The sequence below is a fragment of the Lysobacter sp. MMG2 genome (genome assembly GCF_016735495.2).
Taxonomy (GTDB): Bacteria; Pseudomonadota; Gammaproteobacteria; order Xanthomonadales; family Xanthomonadaceae; genus Lysobacter_J.
In genome coordinates this window covers 888,439-908,154 of sequence record NZ_JAERQY020000001.1, presented here as the reverse complement: position 1 = coordinate 908,154, position 19,716 = coordinate 888,439, and the positions used below count along the sequence as shown (strand labels likewise).

Here is a 19,716-nt window from a genome sequence, read left to right as displayed (position 1 = left end):
CGTCGTGGACCCCACCGCATGAGCCACGCTCCGATCCGTTCCGCCGTCCGCCCGCCGCCGGATGCCCCGATGACGCAGGTCGCCGACTACGTCCTCGACCCCGCCGTGGGATCGCGCGAGGCCTACGAGACCGCGCGCTTCATGCTGCTGGATTCGCTCGCCTGCGCGGCATTGGCGATGGACCATGCCGAGTGCGTGAAGCATCTCGGACCGCTAGTACCCGGTGCGCAGATGCCCGGCGGCGCGCGCGTGCCGTACACGCGGTACCGGCTCGATCCCGCGCAGGCTGCCTACAACATCGGCACGCAGATCCGCTGGCTCGACTTCAACGACACCTGGCTCGCCGCCGAGTGGGGGCATCCCTCCGACAACCTGGGCGCGATCCTCGCCGTCGCCGACTACCTGGGCCATCAGGCGCAAGCGCAGGGCAAACCGGCGATGACCGTGCGCGAAGTGCTGGGCTGGGCGATCAAGGCGCACGAGATCCAGGGCGGCTATGCGCTGCGCAACGCCTTCAACCGTGTCGGGCTGGACCACGTCATCCTGGTTCGCCTGGCATCGACTGCGGTGGCGACGGCGATGCTCGGCGGCAACCGCGAACAGATCATCACCGCCGTCTCGCACAGCTGGATCGACAACGGTGCGCTGCGCACCTACCGGCATGCGCCCAACACGGGGCCGCGCAAGAGCTGGGCGGCGGGCGACGCATGCCGCCGCGCGGTGATCCATGCGCTCAATGCGCTCAAGGGCGTGGTCGGCTATCCCAGCGCGCTGACGGCGCCGACGTGGGGCTTCTACGACGTCGCCTTCGACGGCAAGCCGTTCGAGTTCGAACGCCCCTTCGGCAGCTACGTGATGGAGAACGTGCTCTTCAAGATCAGCTTCCCCGCCGAGTTCCATGCCCAGACGGCGGTGGAGTGCGCGATGCAGTTGCACCCCTACGTGGCGTCCAAGCTGGCGCGCGGGGGCGTGGATGCCGTGGAGCGCATCGCCATCGAAACCCAGCAGGCCGCGCTTCGGATCATCGACAAGACCGGCCCGCTGGCCAATTACGCCGACCGCGACCACTGCCTGCAGTACATGGTGGCCGTTCCGCTGCTCTTCGGCCGTCTTACCGCGGAGGACTACACCGATGCCGTCGCGGCCGATCCCCGGATCGATGCGCTGCGTGCCCGGACCACCGTCGTCGAAAACCCCCGGTTTACCCAGGAGTACTTCGATCCCGACAAGCGGTATATCGGCAATTCCGTTCAGGTGTTCTTCAAAGATGGAACATCGACGCCGAACGTGTGCGTCGATTATCCGATCGGCCACCGTCGGCGGCGCAGCGAAGGCATGCCGGTACTGATGCGCAAGTTCGAGGACGCGATCGCCTCGAAATTGCCTGAAATGCAGGCTCGCACGCTGTTGACGCTGGCGTCGTCTCCAGGTGGATTCGACGCCATGCCGATCACGCAATTCATGGCGTTGTTCGACAGATGAACTGCTTCCAAGCCGAAAAAACAGCCCCGGGAACTCTCATGTTTGTTAGTTCACCGTTAACACCGCTTTCACATCTGCAAACTTAACCTGCGTCCCGATGGCGTCGTAGGGCGGCCGTCAACCATGGAACGCCATGGGGACATCGCAGGCGCCGTTCCCGATTTTCTGATCAAGGAGCTTGATACATGAATAAGAAACTCCTCTGCGCCGCCCTGCTGGGTGGTCTGAGTCTGGTCCAGGTCGCCAATGCACAGGTCGCCGACGACCGCTGGTACCTGACCGGATCGGCCGGCATGAACATCCAGGACAACGACCGCGATACGCGCAACGCGCCGTTCGGCACGCTGGGCGTCGGCAAGTTCCTCAACGACAACTGGTCGCTCGACGGTGAACTGAACTATCAGAACCCGAACTTCGACGACAACCAGGATCTCAACTGGTCGCAGTACGGCATCTCGTTCGATGCACGTCGCTTCTTCAACGCCGAAGGCCGCAACTGGGCGCCGTACGTCCTGATGGGCCTGGGCTACCAGCGTTCGGAAGCCGAGTTCGACCGCTTCCCGGATCCGAACTCGCCGGGCGAAGACAAGGAAGGCAACGTCGCCGCGAAGGTCGGCGTCGGTATCCAGAGCGCCCTGGCCGGCAAGCGCGCTGCCATCCGCACCGAACTGGCCTATCGCGCCGACTTCGACGATCGCGACTTCAGCTCGCGGCCGGGCGGTGTCACCGCCGATGACGGCGACGACTGGTACGGCGATCTGCTGGCGTCGGTCGGCGTCGTGATCCCGCTGGGGGCCCCGACCGTGGCTCCGCCGCCGGCTCCGGCCGCGCCGAGCTGCGCGGATCTGGACGACGACGGCGACGGCGTCAACAACTGCGACGACAAGTGCCCGGACTCGCAGGCCGGCCAGACGATCGGTCCGGACGGTTGCCCGGTGCCGGTGTCGATCGACCTGAAGGGCGTGAACTTCGACTTCGACAAGGCGACGCTGCGTCCTGACGCGATCTCGATCCTGTCGGAAGCGACGGAGATCCTGAAGCGTTATCCGGAGCTGAAGGTCGAAGTGGCCGGCCACACCGACCAGTGCGGCAAGGACGACTACAACCAGAAGCTGTCCGAGCGCCGCGCCACCGTGGTGTACGACTACCTGACCACCAACGGCGTCGACGCCTCGCGTCTGGCCGGTCCGATCGGCTACGGCGAGAGCCGTCCGCTGGAAGACATGGGTCAGGCCTTCCCGGGCTGCAAGAGCGAGAAGAACCGTCGTACCGAGTTGAACGTCCAGAACTAAGGGGACGTCGCGGGGAACCGCACTTCGAAGCCCGGCAGCCGCCGGGCTTCGTCGTTTAGCAGACTTTCTTCTGAAATAACGTTAACTAGTATTAACAATCGTCTTGACGGGTGTATCATTTCGCCCGTCAGTGACCCGCGGCGAGCCCCTCTGGCCCCCGTTCAGCGGTCCTGCCGGGTGTGTGCGCCGCCTGCAGTATTTGGACGTGTTCCCCCCAACCTTCCTTACTGATCCAAGGAGTGACAGATGAAGATCCGTTTGTTGAGCACCGCGATGCTGGCCGGTTTGGCGTTTGCCCAAGTCGCCAGCGCGCAGGAATTCGATGACCGCTGGTACCTGACCGGCACGGCCGGCTTCAACATCCAGGACAACGACCGCGGCACGCGCAACGCGCCGTTCGGTGGCCTGGGTGTTGGCAGATTCCTCAATCCGAACTGGTCGCTCGACGGCGAGCTGAACTACCAGAACCCCAACAACGACGACAACCAGAACCTCAACTGGTCGCAGTACGGCGTCTCGCTCGACCTGCGTCGTCATTTCCTGGCCGAAGGCCGCAACTGGGCGCCGTACCTGCTGATGGGCCTGGGTTACCAGCGCTCGGAAGAAGAGTTCGACGCGTTCCCGAACCCGGTCTCCCCGGGCGAGCGTGAGGAAGGCAACCTGGCCGCCAAGGTCGGCGTCGGCGTGCAGAGCGCCATCGCGGGCAAGCGCGCCGCCATCCGCACCGAGCTGGCCTACCGCGCCGACTTCGACGACGGCAGCATCAATGCCCCGGACGAAGACTGGTTCGGCGACCTGCTGGCCTCGGTCGGCGTGATCATCCCGCTGGGTGCTCCGGCCGTGGCTCCGCCGCCGGCTCCGGCCGCGCCGAGCTGCGCGGATCTGGACGACGACGGCGACGGCGTCAACAACTGCGACGACAAGTGCCCGGACTCGCAGGCCGGCCAGACGATCGGTCCGGACGGTTGCCCGGTGCCGGTGTCGATCGACCTGAAGGGCGTGAACTTCGACTTCGACAAGGCGACGCTGCGTCCTGACGCGGTCTCGATCCTGTCGGAAGCGACGGAGATCCTGAAGCGTTATCCGGAGCTGAAGGTCGAAGTGGCCGGCCACACCGACCAGTGCGGCAAGGATGCGTACAACCAGAAGCTGTCGGAGCGTCGCGCCACCGTGGTGTACGACTACCTGACGACCAACGGCGTCGACGCCTCGCGTCTGACCGGTCCGATCGGCTACGGCGAGAGCCGTCCGCTGGAAGACATGGGTCAGGCCTTCCCGGGCTGCAAGAGCGAGAAGAACCGTCGTACCGAGTTGAACGTCCAGAACTAACGGACGTTGGAATAGACGCGGAGCATTCCGCGTTGCTTCGAAGCCCGGCCTCGTGCCGGGCTTCGTCGTTTCGGGCTGAGAAGCTTTCTCGGAGGAATCGGGCTAACCATTTCTTATCATTCCTGCGCTTTGTGAATGCGCGCCGGCAGCAAGAGCTTTCCGTTCGGCGCAGCACTTTCAGAAGATCCCCCGCTGATTCCCTTGCTGCAAGGAGTGACACTTTGAAGATTCGTCTACTGGGTATGGCCGTGATGGCCGGCCTTTCGTTTGCCCATGCGGCAAGCGCGCAGGAATTCGATGACCGCTGGTACCTGACTGGTTCGGCCGGCATGAACATTCAGGACAGCCACCGCGAGACGCGCAATGCGCCGTTCGGCACCCTGGGCGTGGGCAAGTTCCTCAACGAGAACTGGTCGCTCGACGGAGAGTTGAACTACCAGAACCCGAATTTCGAGGACAACCAGGACCTCAACTGGTCGCAGTACGGCATCTCGCTCGATCTGCGTCGCCACTTCACCGCCGAGGGTCGCGACTGGGCGCCTTACATCCTGATGGGCCTGGGTTACCAGCGTTCGGAAGAGGAGTTCCTCGGCGCCGGCATTCCGGCACCGCTTGAGCAGCGCGAGGAAGGCAACCTCGCCGCGAAGGTCGGCATCGGCATCCAGAGCGGGCTGTTCGGCAAGCGCGCCGCGCTCCGCACCGAGCTGGCTTACCGCGCGGACTTCGACGATCGCGATTTCAGTTCGCGTTCCGGCAGCTCCGCCCTGAACGGCGATGACCGGTACGGTGACCTGCTGGCTTCGATCGGCGTGGTGATCCCGCTGGGTGCGCCGGCCACGGCCGCCGTCCCGCCGCCGCCGCCGCCGCGCACCCCGGGCTGCAAGGATCTCGATGACGACGGCGACGGCGTCAACAACTGCGACGATCGCTGCCCGAACTCGAAGGCCGGCGAGTTGATCGGTCCGGACGGTTGCCCGGTGCCGGCGGTGTCCATCGATCTGCGCGGCGTGAACTTCGACTTCGACAAGGCGACGCTGCGCCCGGGTTCGATCGAAACGCTTTCCGCAGCGGCCGATATCCTCAGGAACCATCCGGAGTTGCGTGCTGAAGTGGCCGGCCATACCGACCAGTGCGGCAAGGAAGGCTACAACCAGAAGCTGTCCGAGCGCCGTGCACGCGTGGTGTACGACTACCTGACCCGCAACGGCGTCGACGCTTCGCGTCTGGCCGGTCCGATCGGTTACGGCGAAAGCCGTCCGCTGGAAGACATGGGCCAGGCCTTCCCGGCCTGCAAGAGCGAGAAGAACCGCCGTACCGAGTTGAACCTCGCCCGCTAAACGGCAGGGGGACGCGGGTTCTCCGCGGCAACACGTCGAAGCCCGGCCTCGCGCCGGGCTTCGTCGTTCTTGCGGTCAGGTGCATGCCGGCGCGCGTTCACGGCCGTTCGCGGTACCACAGGCGTACACTGCCGGCGCCCGGGATTCGAGGAAACCGCCATGCGCACCCTGATCGGTTTGTCCTGCCTGCTGCTTGCCGGCGCCGTCCAGGCGCAGAGCGCGCAATGCGGTTCGATGGCCGCGCCGAAGTCGCTGCCGATTCGCCCGACCGTCGTGGCGCCCATCGCGCCGGAACTCGTCGTGCCCAGTCACCAGCTCGGCGCGCCGACGGGCGTGCTGTCGCAGGCGTTCGACGAATCACTGTCGGTGGACCAGGTGTTGTTCCGGTTGCGCGTGGAAGGGTGCCAGGTCGCCAAGGCGCTGCCCGCCGCACCGGCAGCGATGCCGAACGCCAACGATCCTGCGGCGTACAAGCCCAAGACGCAGTTCGACAACACGCCGTGGCGGTTCGACATGAACCAGAATGGCAAGCGCATGACCGCCGAAGAGTTCGATGCATGGATGAAGGCCAAGGGCGTGCGCGTGGTGAAGGCCAAGACGGTCGCAACGCCGCCGCCCGCCGTCGAAGCGCCGAAGAGCGAACCCGTCAAGAAGTGAGTCGCGCACCGCGCGCGCCGGGCGGCGCTCGAAACACCCGCAGCAGTGCCACTGCGCCGCAAACGCGCCACGGGCTGGCGCGCGTGTTGTCGAAGCAGGGACTGTGTTCGCGTGCGGAGGCCGCGCGCTGGATCCAGGCCGGTCGCGTCGAGATCGACGGACGCATCGTGCGCGATCCCGAGTTCCCCATCGTCCAGAACGGCGGCCAACGCATCGTCGTGGACGGCCGCGAGCTGGATGCGCCGCGGCGCGTCTACCTCATGCTCAACAAGCCGCGCGGGCTGGTGACGACGACACAGGACGAACGCGGGCGCGACACCGTCTATCGCTGCTTCGACGGTGCCGGGCTGCCGTGGCTCGCGCCGGTGGGCCGCCTGGACAAGGCCAGCGAAGGCCTGCTGCTGTTCAGTAACGATCCCGCTTGGGCCGCGCGCATCACCGACCCGGACAGCGGGCCGCTCAAGACCTACCACGTGCAGGTGAACGCCGTGCCGGACGCGGCACTCCTTTCTGCGCTGATGGAAGGCGCCATCGCCGACGGCGAGCATTTGCGGGCCGCGTCGGCGCGGCTGCTGCGCGCAGGCGAACGCAATGCGTGGCTGGAGATCGTCCTCGACGAAGGCCGCAACCGGCAGATCCGTCGATTGCTCGCTGCCTTCGATATCGACGTGTTGCGGCTGGTGCGCGTGGCGATCGGTCCGCTCGCGCTGGGCGAGCTTCCCAAGGGCGGCTGGCGCGAACTCGCTGCCGATGAGGTCAGGACGCTATTCAGCAATGTCGATGTGAAGGATTGATGGAGCGCCCTGCCAGATCAATGCAGGAGTGTGGGGGAAATCACTGTTTTTCCGACAATTCTGCTTGCGCTGCGCACCGTCTTGGGCAGACACTTCCGCGAACTTCGTCGTGGGGAAACAAACATGCTCAAGGTAACGATGGCGGTTTCGCTGCTGCTCGTGTCGGCCGCCGCTACGGCGAACACCGGCACGCAGGTGAAGGTGGAAGGCAAGCAGGTCTCGCAGCATTCGATGGTGCGTTTCGACGCCGCGCAGTCCGTGGCGTTCGCCGGCAAGAAGAAGGCCGCCGCCAAGCCGGCCGCCAAGGCCGAAGAGGCGAAGGCCGCCGAACCGGCCAAGGAAGAAACGGCCAACCTCAATCCGAATGAGTACAAGCCCAAGACTCAGTTCGACAACACGCCGTACCGCTTCAACATGCACCAGAACGGCAAGAAGATGACCGCCGAGGAATTCGATGCCTGGATGAAGTCGCGCGGCATCCGCGTGGCGAAGGGTGCCCCTGCGTCGGGTGGTGCGGCGCCGGCCCCGGCCGGTACGCAGGTCGCGGCTGAAGCGAAGGGCAAGTAAGCCCGGACGCGGTAGAACAAGCGCCAGAAAAAAGGCCGGTCATCGACCGGCCTTTTCTTTTCTCGCGACTTCGGACCGCGACGACCGCAGGGTTCAGCCCTTGATCACGCCCAGCTCGCGGCCGATCTTGATGAACGCCGCGATCGCGCGGTCCAGGTGTTCGCGCGTGTGCGCGGCCGACATCTGCGTGCGAATCCGCGCCTGGCCCTTGGGCACCACGGGGAAGAAGAAGCCGATCGCGTAGATCCCTTCTTCCAGCAGACGCGCGGCGAACTTCTGCGCCAGCGGCGCGTCGTACAGCATCACCGGGCTGATCGGATGCACGCCGGGCTTGATGTCGAAGCCGGCCTTCGTCATCTCGTCCCGGAAGTAGGCGGTGTTCTCGACCAGGCGTTCGCGCAGTTCGCCCGCGGCGGACAGCATCTCGAAGGCCTTGATGCCCGCGGCCACCACGTGCGGCGGCAGCGAGTTGGAGAACAGGTACGGGCGCGAGCGCTGGCGAAGCAGCTCGACGACTTCGCTCGACGCAGTGGTGAAACCACCCAGCGCGCCGCCCATCGCCTTGCCCAGCGTGCCGGTGAAGATGTCGATCTTGTCCATCACGCCCTTCACTTCGGCCGAACCGCGACCGCTCTTGCCGAGGAAGCCGGTGGCGTGGCATTCGTCGATGTGCACGAGCGCGCCGTACCTCGATGCCAGCGCGGTGATCTCGTCCAGCGGCGCGATGAAGCCGTCCATCGAGAACACGCCGTCGCTGGTGATCAGGATCGTGCGCGCGCCGTCGGCCTTGGCCTGCTGCAGCTGCTTCTCCAGGTCGGCCATGTCGCAGTTGGCGTAGCGGTAGCGCTTGGCCTTGCACAGGCGCACGCCGTCGATGATCGAAGCGTGGTTGAGCGCGTCGGAGATGATCGCGTCGTTCTCGTCCAGCAACGGCTCGAACAGGCCGCCGTTCGCGTCGAAGCAGGCGGCGTAGAGGATGGTGTCCTGCGTGCCGAAGAAGTCCGCGATGGTCTTCTCCAGTTGCTTATGCAGGTCCTGCGTGCCGCAGATGAATCGCACCGACGCCATGCCGAAGCCGTGCGTGTCCAGCGCGTCCTTCGCCGCCTTGATGACATCAGGGTGATCGGCCAGCCCCAGGTAGTTGTTGGCGCAGAAGTTCAGCACCGTGCGGCCGTCTTCCAGCGTGATCTCCGCCGACTGCGGTGAGGTGATGATGCGTTCGAACTTGAACAGGCCGGCGTCGCGGATCGAATCCAGTTCCTGCGCGTAGCGGGCGGTGGGGGAGGCGTCGGTGGTCATTGCGGGGTCCGTGCGGGCGTTCTGAAGGCGGCCAGTTTACCGGGCGTCTTGACGCGCAGGTCGCGCCGATGCCCTAGCATCCGCCGCGATGAACACGCGCGCCGCCATGTCCGTGCCGCTGTGGCCCTTGCCGATGCTGGCGGCAGTGCTGCCGCTGGCCGTGGGGCATCTGTCATGGTGGCTGTCGGTCCATGCCGGGCTGATCCCCGACTGCAATCTGTATTGGGACGGATGCGTGTCGATCAGCCGTGCTGCCCGGTACGGACTCGGGAACCACCTGTTCCGCCTGGTGATGCTGCCGTGCGCCACGGTGCAGGTGCTGTGCTGGCTGGCGGCGGCCCTGTGGTTGCGTCGCCGCACGCCCGCGGGCGCGCGGTTGCTGCCGTGGCTGGGGCTGCTGGCCGGATTGTTTCTGGCGCTGTACGCGACGTTCCTGGGAACGGACGGCCGCGCCTACGAAGCGATGCGGCGTTATGGCATCAGCCTGTATTTCGCCTTCACGTACTTCGCCCTGCTGGCGACGCTGCACGCCTTGTCGCAAATGGGGCCGAAGGTGCCGGGCTACCGTTCGCTGCTCGTGGTCGCGCTGGGCTTCATGGCGCTGGGCGTGGCGAGCGTGACGGTGCGCTACACGCTGAGCGATCCGGCCCTGCTCGACCGCTGGGAGAACGTACTGGAGTGGCACCTGGGCCTGTGGCTGACCGCGATGTTCGCGGTGCTGGCATGGCGCTGGTGGCGCGAGGGGTTGCGCGTCACGCTGGTGTGAGCGCTGCGAACATGGGCGTCGCTCTTGCCGTCATTCCCGCGAAGGCGGGGCTGTTGGGCCGCCGAATGGCGGCACCATCCAACGTTGAAAGCGTCACGCTCTCCGGAGAGCGGAATCGGAACTGCGAGCTGAATCCCCGCCTTCGCGGGGATGACAGCTACATGCGGGATCGACGGGTCGTTACGGAGCGGCCGCGATCAATTCCAGCTCAGCACGACCTTGCCGGCCTTGCCCGATTCCATCAGCTCGAAGCCTTCCTGGAACGAATCGATCGGCAACTGGTGCGTGAGCACCTTGCCCAGCGGGAAACCGCTGAGCACCAGCTGCGTCATCTTGTACCAGGTCTCGTACATCTTGCGGCCGTAGATGCCGTGGAGGGTGAGGCCCTTGAAGATGATCTTGTCCCAGTCGCAGCCCGCGCCCTTGGGCATGATGCCCAGCATCGCGATCTTGCCGCCGTGGTACATGCAGTCGAGCATGTCGTTGAACGCGCGCGGGTTGCCGCTCATTTCCAGGCCCACGTCGAAGCCTTCCATGTGCAGGTCGGCCATCACGTCCTTGAGCGAGGTCTTGGCGACGTTGACCACGCGCGTGGCGCCCATGTCGGCGGCGAGCTTGAGGCGGAAGTCGTTGACGTCGGTGACGACGACATTGCGCGCGCCGATGTGCTTGCAGATGCCCGCGGCGATGATGCCGATGGGGCCGGCGCCGGTGATCAGCACGTCCTCGCCGACCACGTCGAACTCCAGCGCGCAGTGCGCGGCGTTGCCGTAGGGATCGAAGAACGCGGCCAGTTCCGACGGAATCTGGTCCGGGATCGGCCACAGGTTGCTGGCCGGCATCACGATGTATTCGGCGAACGCGCCGTTGCGGTTCACGCCGATGCCGACGGTGTTCGGGCACAGGTGCTGGCGGCCGGCGCGGCAGTTGCGGCAATGGCCGCAGACGATGTGCCCTTCGGCCGACACGCGCTGGCCGATCTTGTAGCCGGTCACGCCGGCGCCGAGTTCGACCACGCGGCCGACGAACTCGTGTCCGATCACCAGGCCCGGCTTGATCGTACGCTGGCTCCACTCGTCCCACAGGTAGATGTGAAGGTCGGTGCCGCAGATGGCGGTCTTCTCGAGCTTGACCAGGACCTCGTTCGGGCCGGGCGAGGGGATCGGCACCTCTTCCATCCAGATGCCCTTGCCGGCTTCGCGCTTGACCAGGGCTTTCATCGTTTGCGTCATGTGGGAATCGTCCGCGACTGGCGGGAAAGAAGGGGCGAATTATACGCGCCGCCCCGCCCTTGACCGGGAGGCGGTTTGCCGTGGACGGGCGGGTTCGCCTATCGTCCCGGGCTCTCCGAACCGCCCCGCGAGCCCCGCCCACACCATGCGCCGCCGTCTGTTGAGCCTGTCCCTTTCGATCCCGCTGGTCTTCGGCCTCGCGTCCGGCCTGAACGCCGCCCAGGCCGACGAGGGCATGTGGATGCCCTCGCAGCTGCCCGACATCGCCAGGCAGCTCAAGGCCGCCGGCTTCCGCGGCAAGGCCCAGGACCTGGCCGAACTGGCGAAGCCGCCGATGAATGCGGTGGTCAAGGTCGGCGGCGCCAGCGGCGCGTTCGTGTCGAAGGACGGCCTGGTGCTGACCAACCACCACGTCGCCTTCGGCGTGATCCAGTACAACGCCAAGCCCGGACGCGACCTGATCCAGGACGGCTACATCGCCGCCGACCGCGCCGGCGAGCTGCCGGCCAACCCCGACTACCGCGTCCTGGTGACCACCGGCTTCGACCGCATCACCGACCGCATCCTCGCCGATGCACGCGGCAAGCAGGGTCGCGCCTATTACGACGCCGTCGACACCGCGACCAAGGCCGCCATCGCCGATTGCGAGCGCGAGCCCGGCTACCGATGCAGCGTCGCCAACATGTACTACGGCACGGATTTCTACCTCGTGCGCCAGCTCGAGCTGCGCGATGTCCGCCTGGTCTACGCGCCGCCCAACGACATCGGCAACTTCGGCGGCGAAGTCGACAACTTCGTCTGGCCGCGCCACGCCGGCGATTTCACCCTGCTGCGCGCCTACGTCGGCAAGGACGGCAAGCCCGCCGACTACTCGCCCGACAACGTGCCTTACGTGCCGCCGGCGCACCTGCAGGTGTCCACGCGCAACGTGAAGGAAGGCGATTTCGCCATGCTCGCCGGCTATCCCGGCGTGACGTTCCGTCATCGCATGGCCTCGGAGTTCGCCAATCAGATCGACTGGCAGCTGCCCTCGCGCGTGGCGGTGTACCAGAAGATGATCGACGTGGTCGAAGGCACGGCGGCGAAGGACGAAGCCGCGCGCGTGGCGTACGCCTCGCAAGTGCGCAGCTTCAAGAACACGCTCAAGCGCGCGCAGGGCGAGCTCGACGGCCTGCGTCGCAGCGACGCCGCGCGCGTGCGGCGCGAGGACGAGGCGGCGATGTTCGCCTGGCTCGACAAGCAACCCGATGCGGCCGCCACACGCGCCGACATCGCCGCCGCGCAGGCCGTGCTCGACAAGGGCGTGGCCATGCGCGAGCGTGAACAGCTGCTGGGGCTGGTGCAGTCGCAGACGCAACTGCTGCGCGCCGCGCTCACCGTGCAGCGCCTCGCCAACGAGCGCGCCAAGCCCGACGCGCAGCGCGAAGCGGGCTACCAGCAGCGCGATGAAGTGCTGATCACCGGCCAGCTCAAGCAGGCCCAGCGCCGCTACGCCCCGCAGGTCGAAAAAGCGCTGCTGACCGAGCTGCTCACGCAGTACCAGGCCTTGCCGGCCGCGCAGCATGTGCCGGAGTTCGACGCCGTCTTCGGCACCACGCCCGCGCAGCTGAAGCAGAAGCTCGACGCGATGTACGCCGGCACGCAGCTGGGCGACGAAGACAAGCGCCTGACGGCGATGCAGGCCGATTCGGCGACGCTCGCCGCATCCAACGACACGCTGCTCAAGGCCGCCGCCACGCTGATGCCGGCGATCCTGCGCCTGGACGACGCGGGCAAGACCAGTGCCGGCGAGCTGCTGCGCCTGCGTCCTGCGTACATGCGCGCGCTGATCGCCTACCGCAACTCGCAAGGGCGCGCGGTGTATCCGGATGCCAACTCCACGTTGCGCGTCAGCTACGGCCGGATCAGCGCGATGGAGCCGCGCGACGGCGTGCACTACCGCCCGCTGACGACGGTGCAGGGCATCGTCGAGAAGCACACCGGCGAAGAGCCGTTCAACGCACCCAGGCCGCTGCTCGATGCGATCGCCAAGGGCGATTTCGGCAGCACCGCCGAGCCCAGCCTGAAGACGCAGACGGTCGATTTCCTCACCAATCTCGACACGACGGGCGGCAATTCCGGCTCACCTGTACTGGATGCGGAAGGCAAGCTCATCGGCCTGAATTTCGACAGCAACTGGGAAGCCGTGAGCGCCAGCTGGATGTTCGATCCGCGCTTCAAGCGTGCGATCCACGTCGACATGCGCTACCTGCGCTGGTTGCTGGCGAAGGTGTATCCGGCGCCGCATCTGCTGAAGGAAATGAACCTGCCGGCGGAATGATCCAGCGGCGTTTGCCGATCCGGCCCGTTCGTCGACGCATGAATGGCCGCGTGAGAACTCCCCGTCGCTGTGCGCCGCAGCATGGCCGCGCCACGCCGGTGCAGGCTAGACTCGGCCGTTGAACTTCAGCGAGGAGTTGCGCATGCGTCATACGGGGTTGGCCGCGGCCGTGTTCGTTGCATTGGTCGCCACTGCGGGTACCGCCGCGGCGGGCGAGGGCATGTGGGTGCCGCAGCAGTTGCCGGAGATCGCCGGACCGTTGAAGAAGGCCGGCCTCAAGCTCAATCCTTCGCAGCTGGCCAACCTCACCGGCGATCCGATGGCGGCCGTCGTTTCGCTTGGCGGCTGCACCGCAAGCTTCGTCTCGCCGCAGGGCCTGGTCGTCACCAACCACCATTGCGCGTACGGCGCGATCCAGCTCAATTCGACGCCCGAAAAAAACCTGATGCAGGACGGCTTCAACGCCGCCACGCTCGCGCAGGAAGTGTCCGCCGGACCCAACGCACGCATCTACGCACTGGACACCATTCAGGACGTCACCAAGCAGGTGCACGCCGCCATCGATGCCGCCCCCGACGCGCTGGGTCGCACGCAGGCACTGGAGAAGATCGAGAAGCAACTGGTCGCCTCGTGCGAGCGCGAAGCCGGTTATCGCTGCCGCCTGTACAGCTTCTCCGGCGGCAACAGCTACCGCCTGTTCCGCAATCTCGAAATCAAGGACGTGCGCCTGGTCTACGCGCCGCCCGGCAGCATCGGCAACTACGGCGGCGAAGTGGACAACTGGATGTGGCCGCGCCACACCGGTGACTTTGCGTTCTATCGCGCTTACGTCGGCAAGGACGGCAAACCGGCGGCGTTCTCGCCCGACAACGTGCCCTACGTGCCCAAGCACCACCTCAAGCTGGCCGACAAGCCGCTGGGCGAGCGCGACTTCGTCATGGTCGCCGGCTACCCGGGCCGCACCGCGCGTTACGCGCTGGCCGAGGAGTTCGACGAAACCGCGAACTGGACGTACCCGACCATCGGCGAGCACTACAAGAAGCTCGTCGCCCTGGTGCAGGCCGAAGGCGCGAAGAATCCCGACATTGCGGTGAAGTACGCCAGCACCGTGCGCGGCTGGCAGAACGTGATGAAGAATTACGACGGCCAGCTCGAAGGCTTCAAGCGCATCGGCGCGGCGCAGACCAAGCATTCGGAAGAAGCCGCCGTGCTGGAGTGGCTGCGCGGTCAGGGCGCGGAAGGCGAGGCGGCATTGGCGGCGCACACCAAGCTGGTGTCGCTGGACGAGGCGGCGCGCACGCACCGCGAGCGCGACCTGGTGTTCGGCCAATTGCGCAGCACCGGCACGCTGGGCGCTGCGACGCAGCTGTACCGTCTCTCGCTGGAGCGCGCCAAGCCCGACAGTGAGCGCGAACAGGGTTACCAGGAGCGCGACCTGCCGACCATCGAAGGCGCGATGCGCCAGATGGAACGGCGTTACGTGCCGGCGATGGACCGCGAACTCCAGGCCTACTGGCTGCGCGAATACGTGAAGCTCCCCGACGCGCAGCGCGTGCCGGCGCTGGACAAGTGGCTGGGCGGAAACGACGCGAAGGCGATCAACGCCGCGCTCGACAAGCTGTCGAAGACGAAGCTGGGCAGCACCGACCAGCGCATCGCGCTGATGAAGGCCGACCGCGCCACGCTGGAAAAGAGCAAGGATCCGGCCGTGCAGTTCGCGGTGGCGATCATGCCGACCGTGTTGCAGCTGGAGCAGGAAGGCAAGGCGCGCGCCGGCGACGCGCTCGTGGCGCGCCCGCGCTATCTGCAGGCCGTGGCCGATTACAAGAAGAGCAAGGGGCAGTTCGTCTATCCCGATGCCAATTCGTCGCTGCGCATCACCTTCGGCAACGTGATGGGCTACACCAAGACCGACGGCAGCAAGCAGGTGCCGTTCACGCGCCTGGAGGAAGTCGCGGCGAAGGCCACCGGCAAGGATCCGTTCAACGCGCCGCAAGTGCTGCTCGACGCCATCGCCGCGAAGAACTACGGCGGACTGGCTGACAAGAAGCTCAAGACGGTGCCGGTGAACTTCCTGTCCGACCTCGACATCACGGGCGGCAATTCCGGCTCGCCTGTGCTCGATGCGCAGGGCAAGCTGGTGGGCCTGGCGTTCGACGGAAACTGGGAGTCGGTGAGCAGCAACTGGGTGTTCGATCCGGCGATGACGCGCATGATCGCGGTCGACCAACGCTACATGCGCTGGATCATGCAGGAGGTGTATCCGGCGCCGCAGTTGCTGGCCGAGATGGGCGTGGCGCCGAAGAAGTAGGGCACGTCTGCGAAAACAATGTCCACGCTGTCGCCCGACAGCGTGGCGCACGGTGCTGCAACGCAGCCAGGCATGGAGCCAACAAGTCAGTGAACTCGCAAAGTTTCAACGTTGCCAAGTGCGGCATCGTGTTCGTTTTCGCCATGGCCGGGCTGCTTCCCCTTCGATCGGAGGCCTCGGATCGGACGTCGGATATCGCAAGGATCGAGGCATCGGGTCGCCGTTTCGATGAAGTCCAGCGTGCCGCCGTTCCGGATTACCTGGAGGGGCATCCGGACCGGGCCCTTGCGCGCTTCGACAAGGCGATCGACAAGGCCGACTGGCGTTCGTATTTCACCGCGGGAAACCTGCTGTTTTCGCTGTACCCCGACGCGTCCTACCGATGGCACACGCAGGCGTACGAACTGAGCAAGGGCGACGATCTGGTGCGGCTGGAGCTGGCGCTGCATTACACGCGGCGCGAGGAGTGTCCCAAGGCGCTGGAGGCCTGGACGGCGTTGGAACGCAGCGACCTGGTCACGGGCTACATGCCGATGCTCGCCGGATACTGTTATCTGAAGCTCGGCGACGACAAGCGCGCATTCGCGATGTTCGATCGCGTCAAGGGCCGCCTGCACGGGCGCTTCGAGGACGTGCTCGAACAACTGTGGGGCGAGCGGCCCGCGCTCAGGGCGCACGCCGACCGCCTGCTGGCATTCAGGGCATCGGGTTCGCTTGCGGACCTGGACGGCGGCCTGGAGAACGCGATTCGCTTCGGTATCGGCCAGGACCGCGGAAAGGCCCTGGCCGCGCTTGCGCAGGCCGCGGCGCCCTCCAGTCCGCAAGCACCGGCGGTATTTGGGCAGCTCGCGTGCCTGCGTCCTGCGTTCGAGGCGGAAGCGAGCGCGTCCGAAGCGAGCGGAGATCCCGACGCATCCGTCAAGGCCGAATGGAAGCAGCGCATGGAAACGTGCGGGCTCGCATTGGGGCGCTATCCGCTGCCGGACGATGCGGCCCTTGCGAGGTTGCTGGTCGTTACCGCGATCAATCTCGACATCGCTTCGGCGCAGGAGTTGCTCGCGGCGCACGCGGCATCGCTCGCCGGGCGTGCCCGATCGGACGCGGGCGATATCGGTGCGCTGCGTCTGCTGGCGGCGATGCAGGCGCGGGTGAGCGACCCGGGCCTCAAGGAGACGGATGAATTGGGATGGACGCGCTATGGCGACGTGAGGTTCGCGGCCAGCCGCCTGGCCGGTCGTCTGGTCGGCAATCCTGCGCCAACGGCGGAGGATCTGGCGCAGTTGGATCGGGCCCGTCGGCAGTTCCCCCAGGATCAGGCAATCCTGGGCTTGTGGCTTCGCTACTCAAGCCCTGACAAGGAGGCGGCGCGCGCGGCATGGCGCGAGCTTGCGCTGATGGAATTCCACTCGCCCCGCGTGGAACGCGATCCGATCCACATGGAGCGCACCGCCGTCGGGCTCTACTTCGCGCTGCGCGGCTATCGCGAGGCAGCCGGTCTTTGACGACCGGATGCGGGCAGGCGGGGTCGCCTAGCCCTCGCTGATTTCGTAGTCGAAGGTGTAGTAGTGCTTGCCCTCGACGATGTCGATGACGATGCGGCCGCGCAGCCCGGTGAGTTCGTCCGTGCCCGAGTCGGGCACCACCGTCACCGACAGACTCGGTTCGCCCCGGTCCAGCGTCCCGTTGTGCTGGGTGAGGAACGAACCGGTGAGGCCATCGAGCGTGCCGCTGATGCGCTCGATCGCGACATAGGCCGCCGAGCCGTCGACTGGCGTGCCCACCGCGAGCATGTGCACCACGCCCGTGGCGTCGAGCGCGCCGTGGAACTGCTTGTCGAAGCGGAAGTGCCCCGCGACGGTGCCGCCGCCGAGGTCGAACCCGCTTTCCGGCGTGCGCTTGACGTCGAACTCGCCTTTGACCTGTGCCATCGCTCTGGTTCCATGTGGGGAAGCGCATGGTCCCGCAGCCGGGCGGCGGTTGCCAGTGCAACCGTTGTGCGGCCTGCGGCTTTTGCTAGGCTGCGGTGCTTCGGCGCGACGCTATCGTCGCACCGCCCCACACACGGATCCGATCATGCGCATTCTGCTCGCACGTCATGGCGAAACGCCCTGGAACGCCGAAGGCCGTTACCAGGGCCAGGAAGACATCCCGCTGTCCGAAGTCGGCATCGGCCAGGCCCGTGCGCTGGGCGAGCGCCTGCGCGAAGTGCCGATCACGCGCGCCGTCGCCTCGCCGCTGGGGCGCGCGCGCCAGACCGCCGAGTTCGCCCTCGGCGATCGCGATCTGCCGCTCACCCTGGACCCGGGCCTGATGGAGATCGCCCACGGCACGTGGGAAGGGCTGCTCGCCAGCGAGATCCGCGAACGCGATGGCGAGCGCCTGCAAGCCTGGCGCGACGCACCGCACGAAGTGCTGATGCCGGAAGGCGAATCGCTGCAGCACGTGTTCGATCGCGCGTGGCCGGCCTTCGCACGTGCCACGGAAGGGCTCGGCGACAACGACACGCTGCTGGTCGTCGCGCACGACGCCGTGAACCGCGTGCTGCTGTGCCACGTGCTGGGCATTCCGCTCGCGCGACTGTGGACCTTCCGCCAGGCGCCGACGACGATCAACCTGCTCGAAGGGCCGGACGTCGATCACCTCGATGTCGTGCGCCTCAACGATTGCAGCCACCACACGCCGTTCTTCGGCGAAGCCGTGCACCGCGCGCTGTAATCGACGCAAGTACACGGCAGCGCCGCCGGATTTCGCGCGTTGCGGCCCTGGCCGGTTCGCGTCGTCGGCGCGCGCGTCCATGACGCATGCGCCGGCGCGGTAACCATCACGCCTCATTCACGGCGGCCCCGGTAGACGAGGCGCTACTCACGACACGGAGTAGCGCGCATGGCCTCGCTCAAGATGCTCCTGCTCGCGGGAGTGCTGTGCGTGACAGGCTGCGGCGACAAGCCGTCGGAGTCTTCGCGGGGCGACGTCGCCACGAGCGCGAAGACGGCACCGGCTGACGCCGCGGCGTCGGCACGACCGGCGGCTTCGCAAACCAGTGTGCTGTTCCGCAACGTCCGCATCTTCAACGGCATCGATCCGTCGCTGCAGTCCGCACGCAACGTGCTGGTGCGCGGCAATCGCATCGTCGAGATCGGCGACGTCGACATGCCCGCCGAGGCGGGAATGACGATCATCGACGGCGGCGGACGCACGCTGATGCCCGGATTGATCGACATGCACTGGCACACCATGGCCGTGCGCCCGACCATCGCCGTGGCGATGACGTCGACGGCGGGCTACCTCAACCTCCTCGCGGGCGCGGAAGCGTCGGACACGCTGCAGCGCGGGTTCACCACGGTGCGCGACGTGGGCGGCAATTCGTTCGGTCTCAAGCGCGCCATCGACGAAGGCTGGCAGGCCGGGCCGCGCATTTATCCTTCGGGCGCGATCATCAGCGTCACCGGCGGCCATGGCGACTTCCGCAGCCCGATCGAGTTGCCGCGCACGCTCGGCGCCTCCGAATCGCGTACCGAAGTCCTGGGCGATACCGCCATCGCCGACAGCCCCGACGAGGTTCGCATCCGCGTGCGCGAGCAGCTGATGCACGGAGCGTCGCAGATCAAGCTGACCGCCGGCGGCGGTGTTTCCTCGCCGCACAGTCCGCTCGATGTCGTCACCTTCAGCCCGGAGGAGCTGCGCGCGGCCGTCGTCGCAGCCGGCAACTGGGGCACGTACGTGACGGCGCATGCCTACATGCCCGATGCCATCCGGCAGTCGGTCGAAGCCGGCGTCCAGTGCATCGAACACGCCAACCTGATGGACGAAACCACGGCGCAGCTGATGGCGAACAAGGGCACGTGGCTGAGCATCCAGCCGCTGCCGGAAGAGCTGATCCGCGCTTTTCCGCCGGATTCGGAGGAATACGCGAAGGGACGCGAGGTGCTGGCCGGCACCGACAATGCGTACCGGCTGGCGAAGAAGTACAAGCTCAAGACCGCCTTCGGTACGGACGTGCTGTTCTCCGCTGCGCTCGCGCGTCGGCAGGGTGAATTGCTGGCCAGCCTCACCAAGTGGTACACGCCCGCCGAGGCGCTGACCATGGCCACCAGCACCAACGCCCAGCTTCTGGCCTTGTCGGGCAAGCGCAATCCGTATCCCGGCAGGCTGGGCGTGATCGAAGTGGGGGCGATCGCCGACATGATCCTGGTGGAAGGCGATCCGTTGTCGGACATCTCGCTCATCACGCGTCCGCAGCAGAACTTCCGCGTCATCGTGAAGGACGGGCGGATCTTCAAGAACACGATCCGTTAGATCGGAACCGGCCGAGAACGGACGCCCGGAAGGC

General features: G+C 66.4%; 16 protein-coding genes. 13 read left to right on the top strand and 3 right to left on the bottom strand.

Features of this window, described 5'->3' with window-relative positions; all coding sequences use genetic code 11:
* Positions 1 to 18: 18 nt before the first annotated feature.
* From JI752_RS03985 to JI752_RS19495, 7 genes are all read left to right on the top strand, one after another.
* Positions 19 to 1,482, top strand: coding sequence for a bifunctional 2-methylcitrate dehydratase/aconitate hydratase (locus tag JI752_RS03985; RefSeq protein WP_216959535.1), 1,464 nt, complete (start codon positions 19 to 21; stop codon positions 1,480 to 1,482).
* Positions 1,483 to 1,667: 185 nt separating this feature from the next.
* The gene (locus JI752_RS03980; RefSeq protein ID WP_216959518.1) at positions 1,668 to 2,774 is read left to right on the top strand and encodes an OmpA family protein; all 1,107 of its coding nucleotides are present in this window, start codon (positions 1,668 to 1,670) and stop codon (positions 2,772 to 2,774) included.
* 246 nt (positions 2,775 to 3,020) lie between these two features.
* Positions 3,021 to 4,103, top strand: coding sequence for an OmpA family protein (locus tag JI752_RS03975; RefSeq protein ID WP_216959515.1), 1,083 nt, complete (start codon positions 3,021 to 3,023; stop codon positions 4,101 to 4,103).
* Positions 4,104 to 4,324: 221 nt separating this feature from the next.
* Positions 4,325 to 5,440, top strand: a complete 1,116-nt coding sequence (locus JI752_RS03970) for an OmpA family protein (RefSeq protein WP_216959512.1) — start codon at positions 4,325 to 4,327, stop codon at positions 5,438 to 5,440.
* Between the two features lie 159 nt (positions 5,441 to 5,599).
* A complete protein-coding gene (locus tag JI752_RS03965; RefSeq protein ID WP_216959509.1) occupies positions 5,600 to 6,097 on the top strand; it encodes a hypothetical protein in 498 nt (165 codons plus the stop codon).
* 74 nt (positions 6,098 to 6,171) lie between these two features.
* A complete protein-coding gene (locus JI752_RS03960; protein ID WP_254200347.1) occupies positions 6,172 to 6,891 on the top strand; it encodes a pseudouridine synthase in 720 nt (239 codons plus the stop codon).
* A 123-nt stretch (positions 6,892 to 7,014) separates the two neighbouring features.
* A complete protein-coding gene (locus JI752_RS19495) occupies positions 7,015 to 7,458 on the top strand; it encodes a hypothetical protein (RefSeq protein ID WP_342317102.1) in 444 nt (147 codons plus the stop codon).
* 93 nt (positions 7,459 to 7,551) lie between these two features.
* Here the strand turns inward: JI752_RS19495 and kbl are convergent, their stop codons facing one another.
* Positions 7,552 to 8,757: a glycine C-acetyltransferase gene (gene kbl / locus JI752_RS03950; protein ID WP_216959503.1), complete on the bottom strand. Its 1,206-nt coding sequence runs from the start codon at positions 8,755 to 8,757 to the stop codon at positions 7,552 to 7,554.
* Between the two features lie 88 nt (positions 8,758 to 8,845).
* Between kbl and JI752_RS03945 the strand changes: the two genes are divergently transcribed.
* The gene (locus tag JI752_RS03945) at positions 8,846 to 9,523 is read left to right on the top strand and encodes a hypothetical protein (protein WP_216959500.1); all 678 of its coding nucleotides are present in this window, start codon (positions 8,846 to 8,848) and stop codon (positions 9,521 to 9,523) included.
* Between the two features lie 197 nt (positions 9,524 to 9,720).
* On the opposite strand, the gene tdh is transcribed toward JI752_RS03945, so the two are convergent.
* Complete coding sequence (gene tdh, locus JI752_RS03940; protein WP_216959497.1) at positions 9,721 to 10,755, bottom strand: L-threonine 3-dehydrogenase; 1,035 nt, start codon at positions 10,753 to 10,755, stop codon at positions 9,721 to 9,723.
* 235 nt (positions 10,756 to 10,990) lie between these two features.
* Here tdh and JI752_RS03935 point away from each other — a divergent pair, with 235 nt between their 5' ends.
* The 3 genes from JI752_RS03935 (at position 10,991) to JI752_RS03925 (ending at position 16,888) form a co-directional block, all read left to right on the top strand.
* Entirely contained in the window at positions 10,991 to 13,075 is a 2,085-nt protein-coding gene (locus JI752_RS03935; RefSeq protein WP_216961782.1) for a S46 family peptidase, read from the top strand.
* 142 nt (positions 13,076 to 13,217) lie between these two features.
* The gene (locus JI752_RS03930; RefSeq protein WP_216959494.1) at positions 13,218 to 15,386 is read left to right on the top strand and encodes a S46 family peptidase; all 2,169 of its coding nucleotides are present in this window, start codon (positions 13,218 to 13,220) and stop codon (positions 15,384 to 15,386) included.
* 425 nt (positions 15,387 to 15,811) lie between these two features.
* Entirely contained in the window at positions 15,812 to 16,888 is a 1,077-nt protein-coding gene (locus JI752_RS03925; protein WP_216959491.1) for a hypothetical protein, read from the top strand.
* A 27-nt stretch (positions 16,889 to 16,915) separates the two neighbouring features.
* Here the strand turns inward: JI752_RS03925 and JI752_RS03920 are convergent, their stop codons facing one another.
* The gene (locus JI752_RS03920; RefSeq protein WP_216959489.1) at positions 16,916 to 17,314 is read right to left on the bottom strand and encodes a DUF3224 domain-containing protein; all 399 of its coding nucleotides are present in this window, start codon (positions 17,312 to 17,314) and stop codon (positions 16,916 to 16,918) included.
* Positions 17,315 to 17,459: 145 nt separating this feature from the next.
* Here JI752_RS03920 and JI752_RS03915 point away from each other — a divergent pair, with 145 nt between their 5' ends.
* Both JI752_RS03915 and JI752_RS03910 read left to right on the top strand, forming a co-directional pair.
* Positions 17,460 to 18,101, top strand: a complete 642-nt coding sequence (locus JI752_RS03915; protein ID WP_216959486.1) for a histidine phosphatase family protein — start codon at positions 17,460 to 17,462, stop codon at positions 18,099 to 18,101.
* Positions 18,102 to 18,269: 168 nt separating this feature from the next.
* Complete coding sequence (locus JI752_RS03910) at positions 18,270 to 19,682, top strand: amidohydrolase family protein (RefSeq protein ID WP_216959483.1); 1,413 nt, start codon at positions 18,270 to 18,272, stop codon at positions 19,680 to 19,682.
* Positions 19,683 to 19,716 lie beyond the last annotated feature (34 nt).

Bases quoted from the DNA above. Each gene is read 5' to 3' on its own strand.
- JI752_RS19495 (WP_342317102.1), top strand. From the start codon at position 7,015: ATGCTCAAGGTAACGATGGCGGTTTCGCTGCTGCTCGTGTCGGCCGCC.
- JI752_RS03975 (WP_216959515.1), top strand. From the start codon at position 3,021: ATGAAGATCCGTTTGTTGAGCACCGCGATGCTGGCCGGTTTGGCGTTT.
- JI752_RS03915 (WP_216959486.1), top strand. From the start codon at position 17,460: ATGCGCATTCTGCTCGCACGTCATGGCGAAACGCCCTGGAACGCCGAA.
- JI752_RS03935 (WP_216961782.1), top strand. From the start codon at position 10,991: ATGTGGATGCCCTCGCAGCTGCCCGACATCGCCAGGCAGCTCAAGGCC.
- JI752_RS03965 (WP_216959509.1), top strand. From the start codon at position 5,600: ATGCGCACCCTGATCGGTTTGTCCTGCCTGCTGCTTGCCGGCGCCGTC.
- JI752_RS03985 (WP_216959535.1), top strand. From the start codon at position 19: ATGAGCCACGCTCCGATCCGTTCCGCCGTCCGCCCGCCGCCGGATGCC.
- tdh (WP_216959497.1), bottom strand. From the start codon at position 10,755: ATGACGCAAACGATGAAAGCCCTGGTCAAGCGCGAAGCCGGCAAGGGC.
- JI752_RS03930 (WP_216959494.1), top strand. From the start codon at position 13,218: ATGCGTCATACGGGGTTGGCCGCGGCCGTGTTCGTTGCATTGGTCGCC.
- JI752_RS03910 (WP_216959483.1), top strand. From the start codon at position 18,270: ATGGCCTCGCTCAAGATGCTCCTGCTCGCGGGAGTGCTGTGCGTGACA.
- JI752_RS03945 (WP_216959500.1), top strand. From the start codon at position 8,846: ATGAACACGCGCGCCGCCATGTCCGTGCCGCTGTGGCCCTTGCCGATG.
- JI752_RS03980 (WP_216959518.1), top strand. From the start codon at position 1,668: ATGAATAAGAAACTCCTCTGCGCCGCCCTGCTGGGTGGTCTGAGTCTG.
- kbl (WP_216959503.1), bottom strand. From the start codon at position 8,757: ATGACCACCGACGCCTCCCCCACCGCCCGCTACGCGCAGGAACTGGAT.
- JI752_RS03920 (WP_216959489.1), bottom strand. From the start codon at position 17,314: ATGGCACAGGTCAAAGGCGAGTTCGACGTCAAGCGCACGCCGGAAAGC.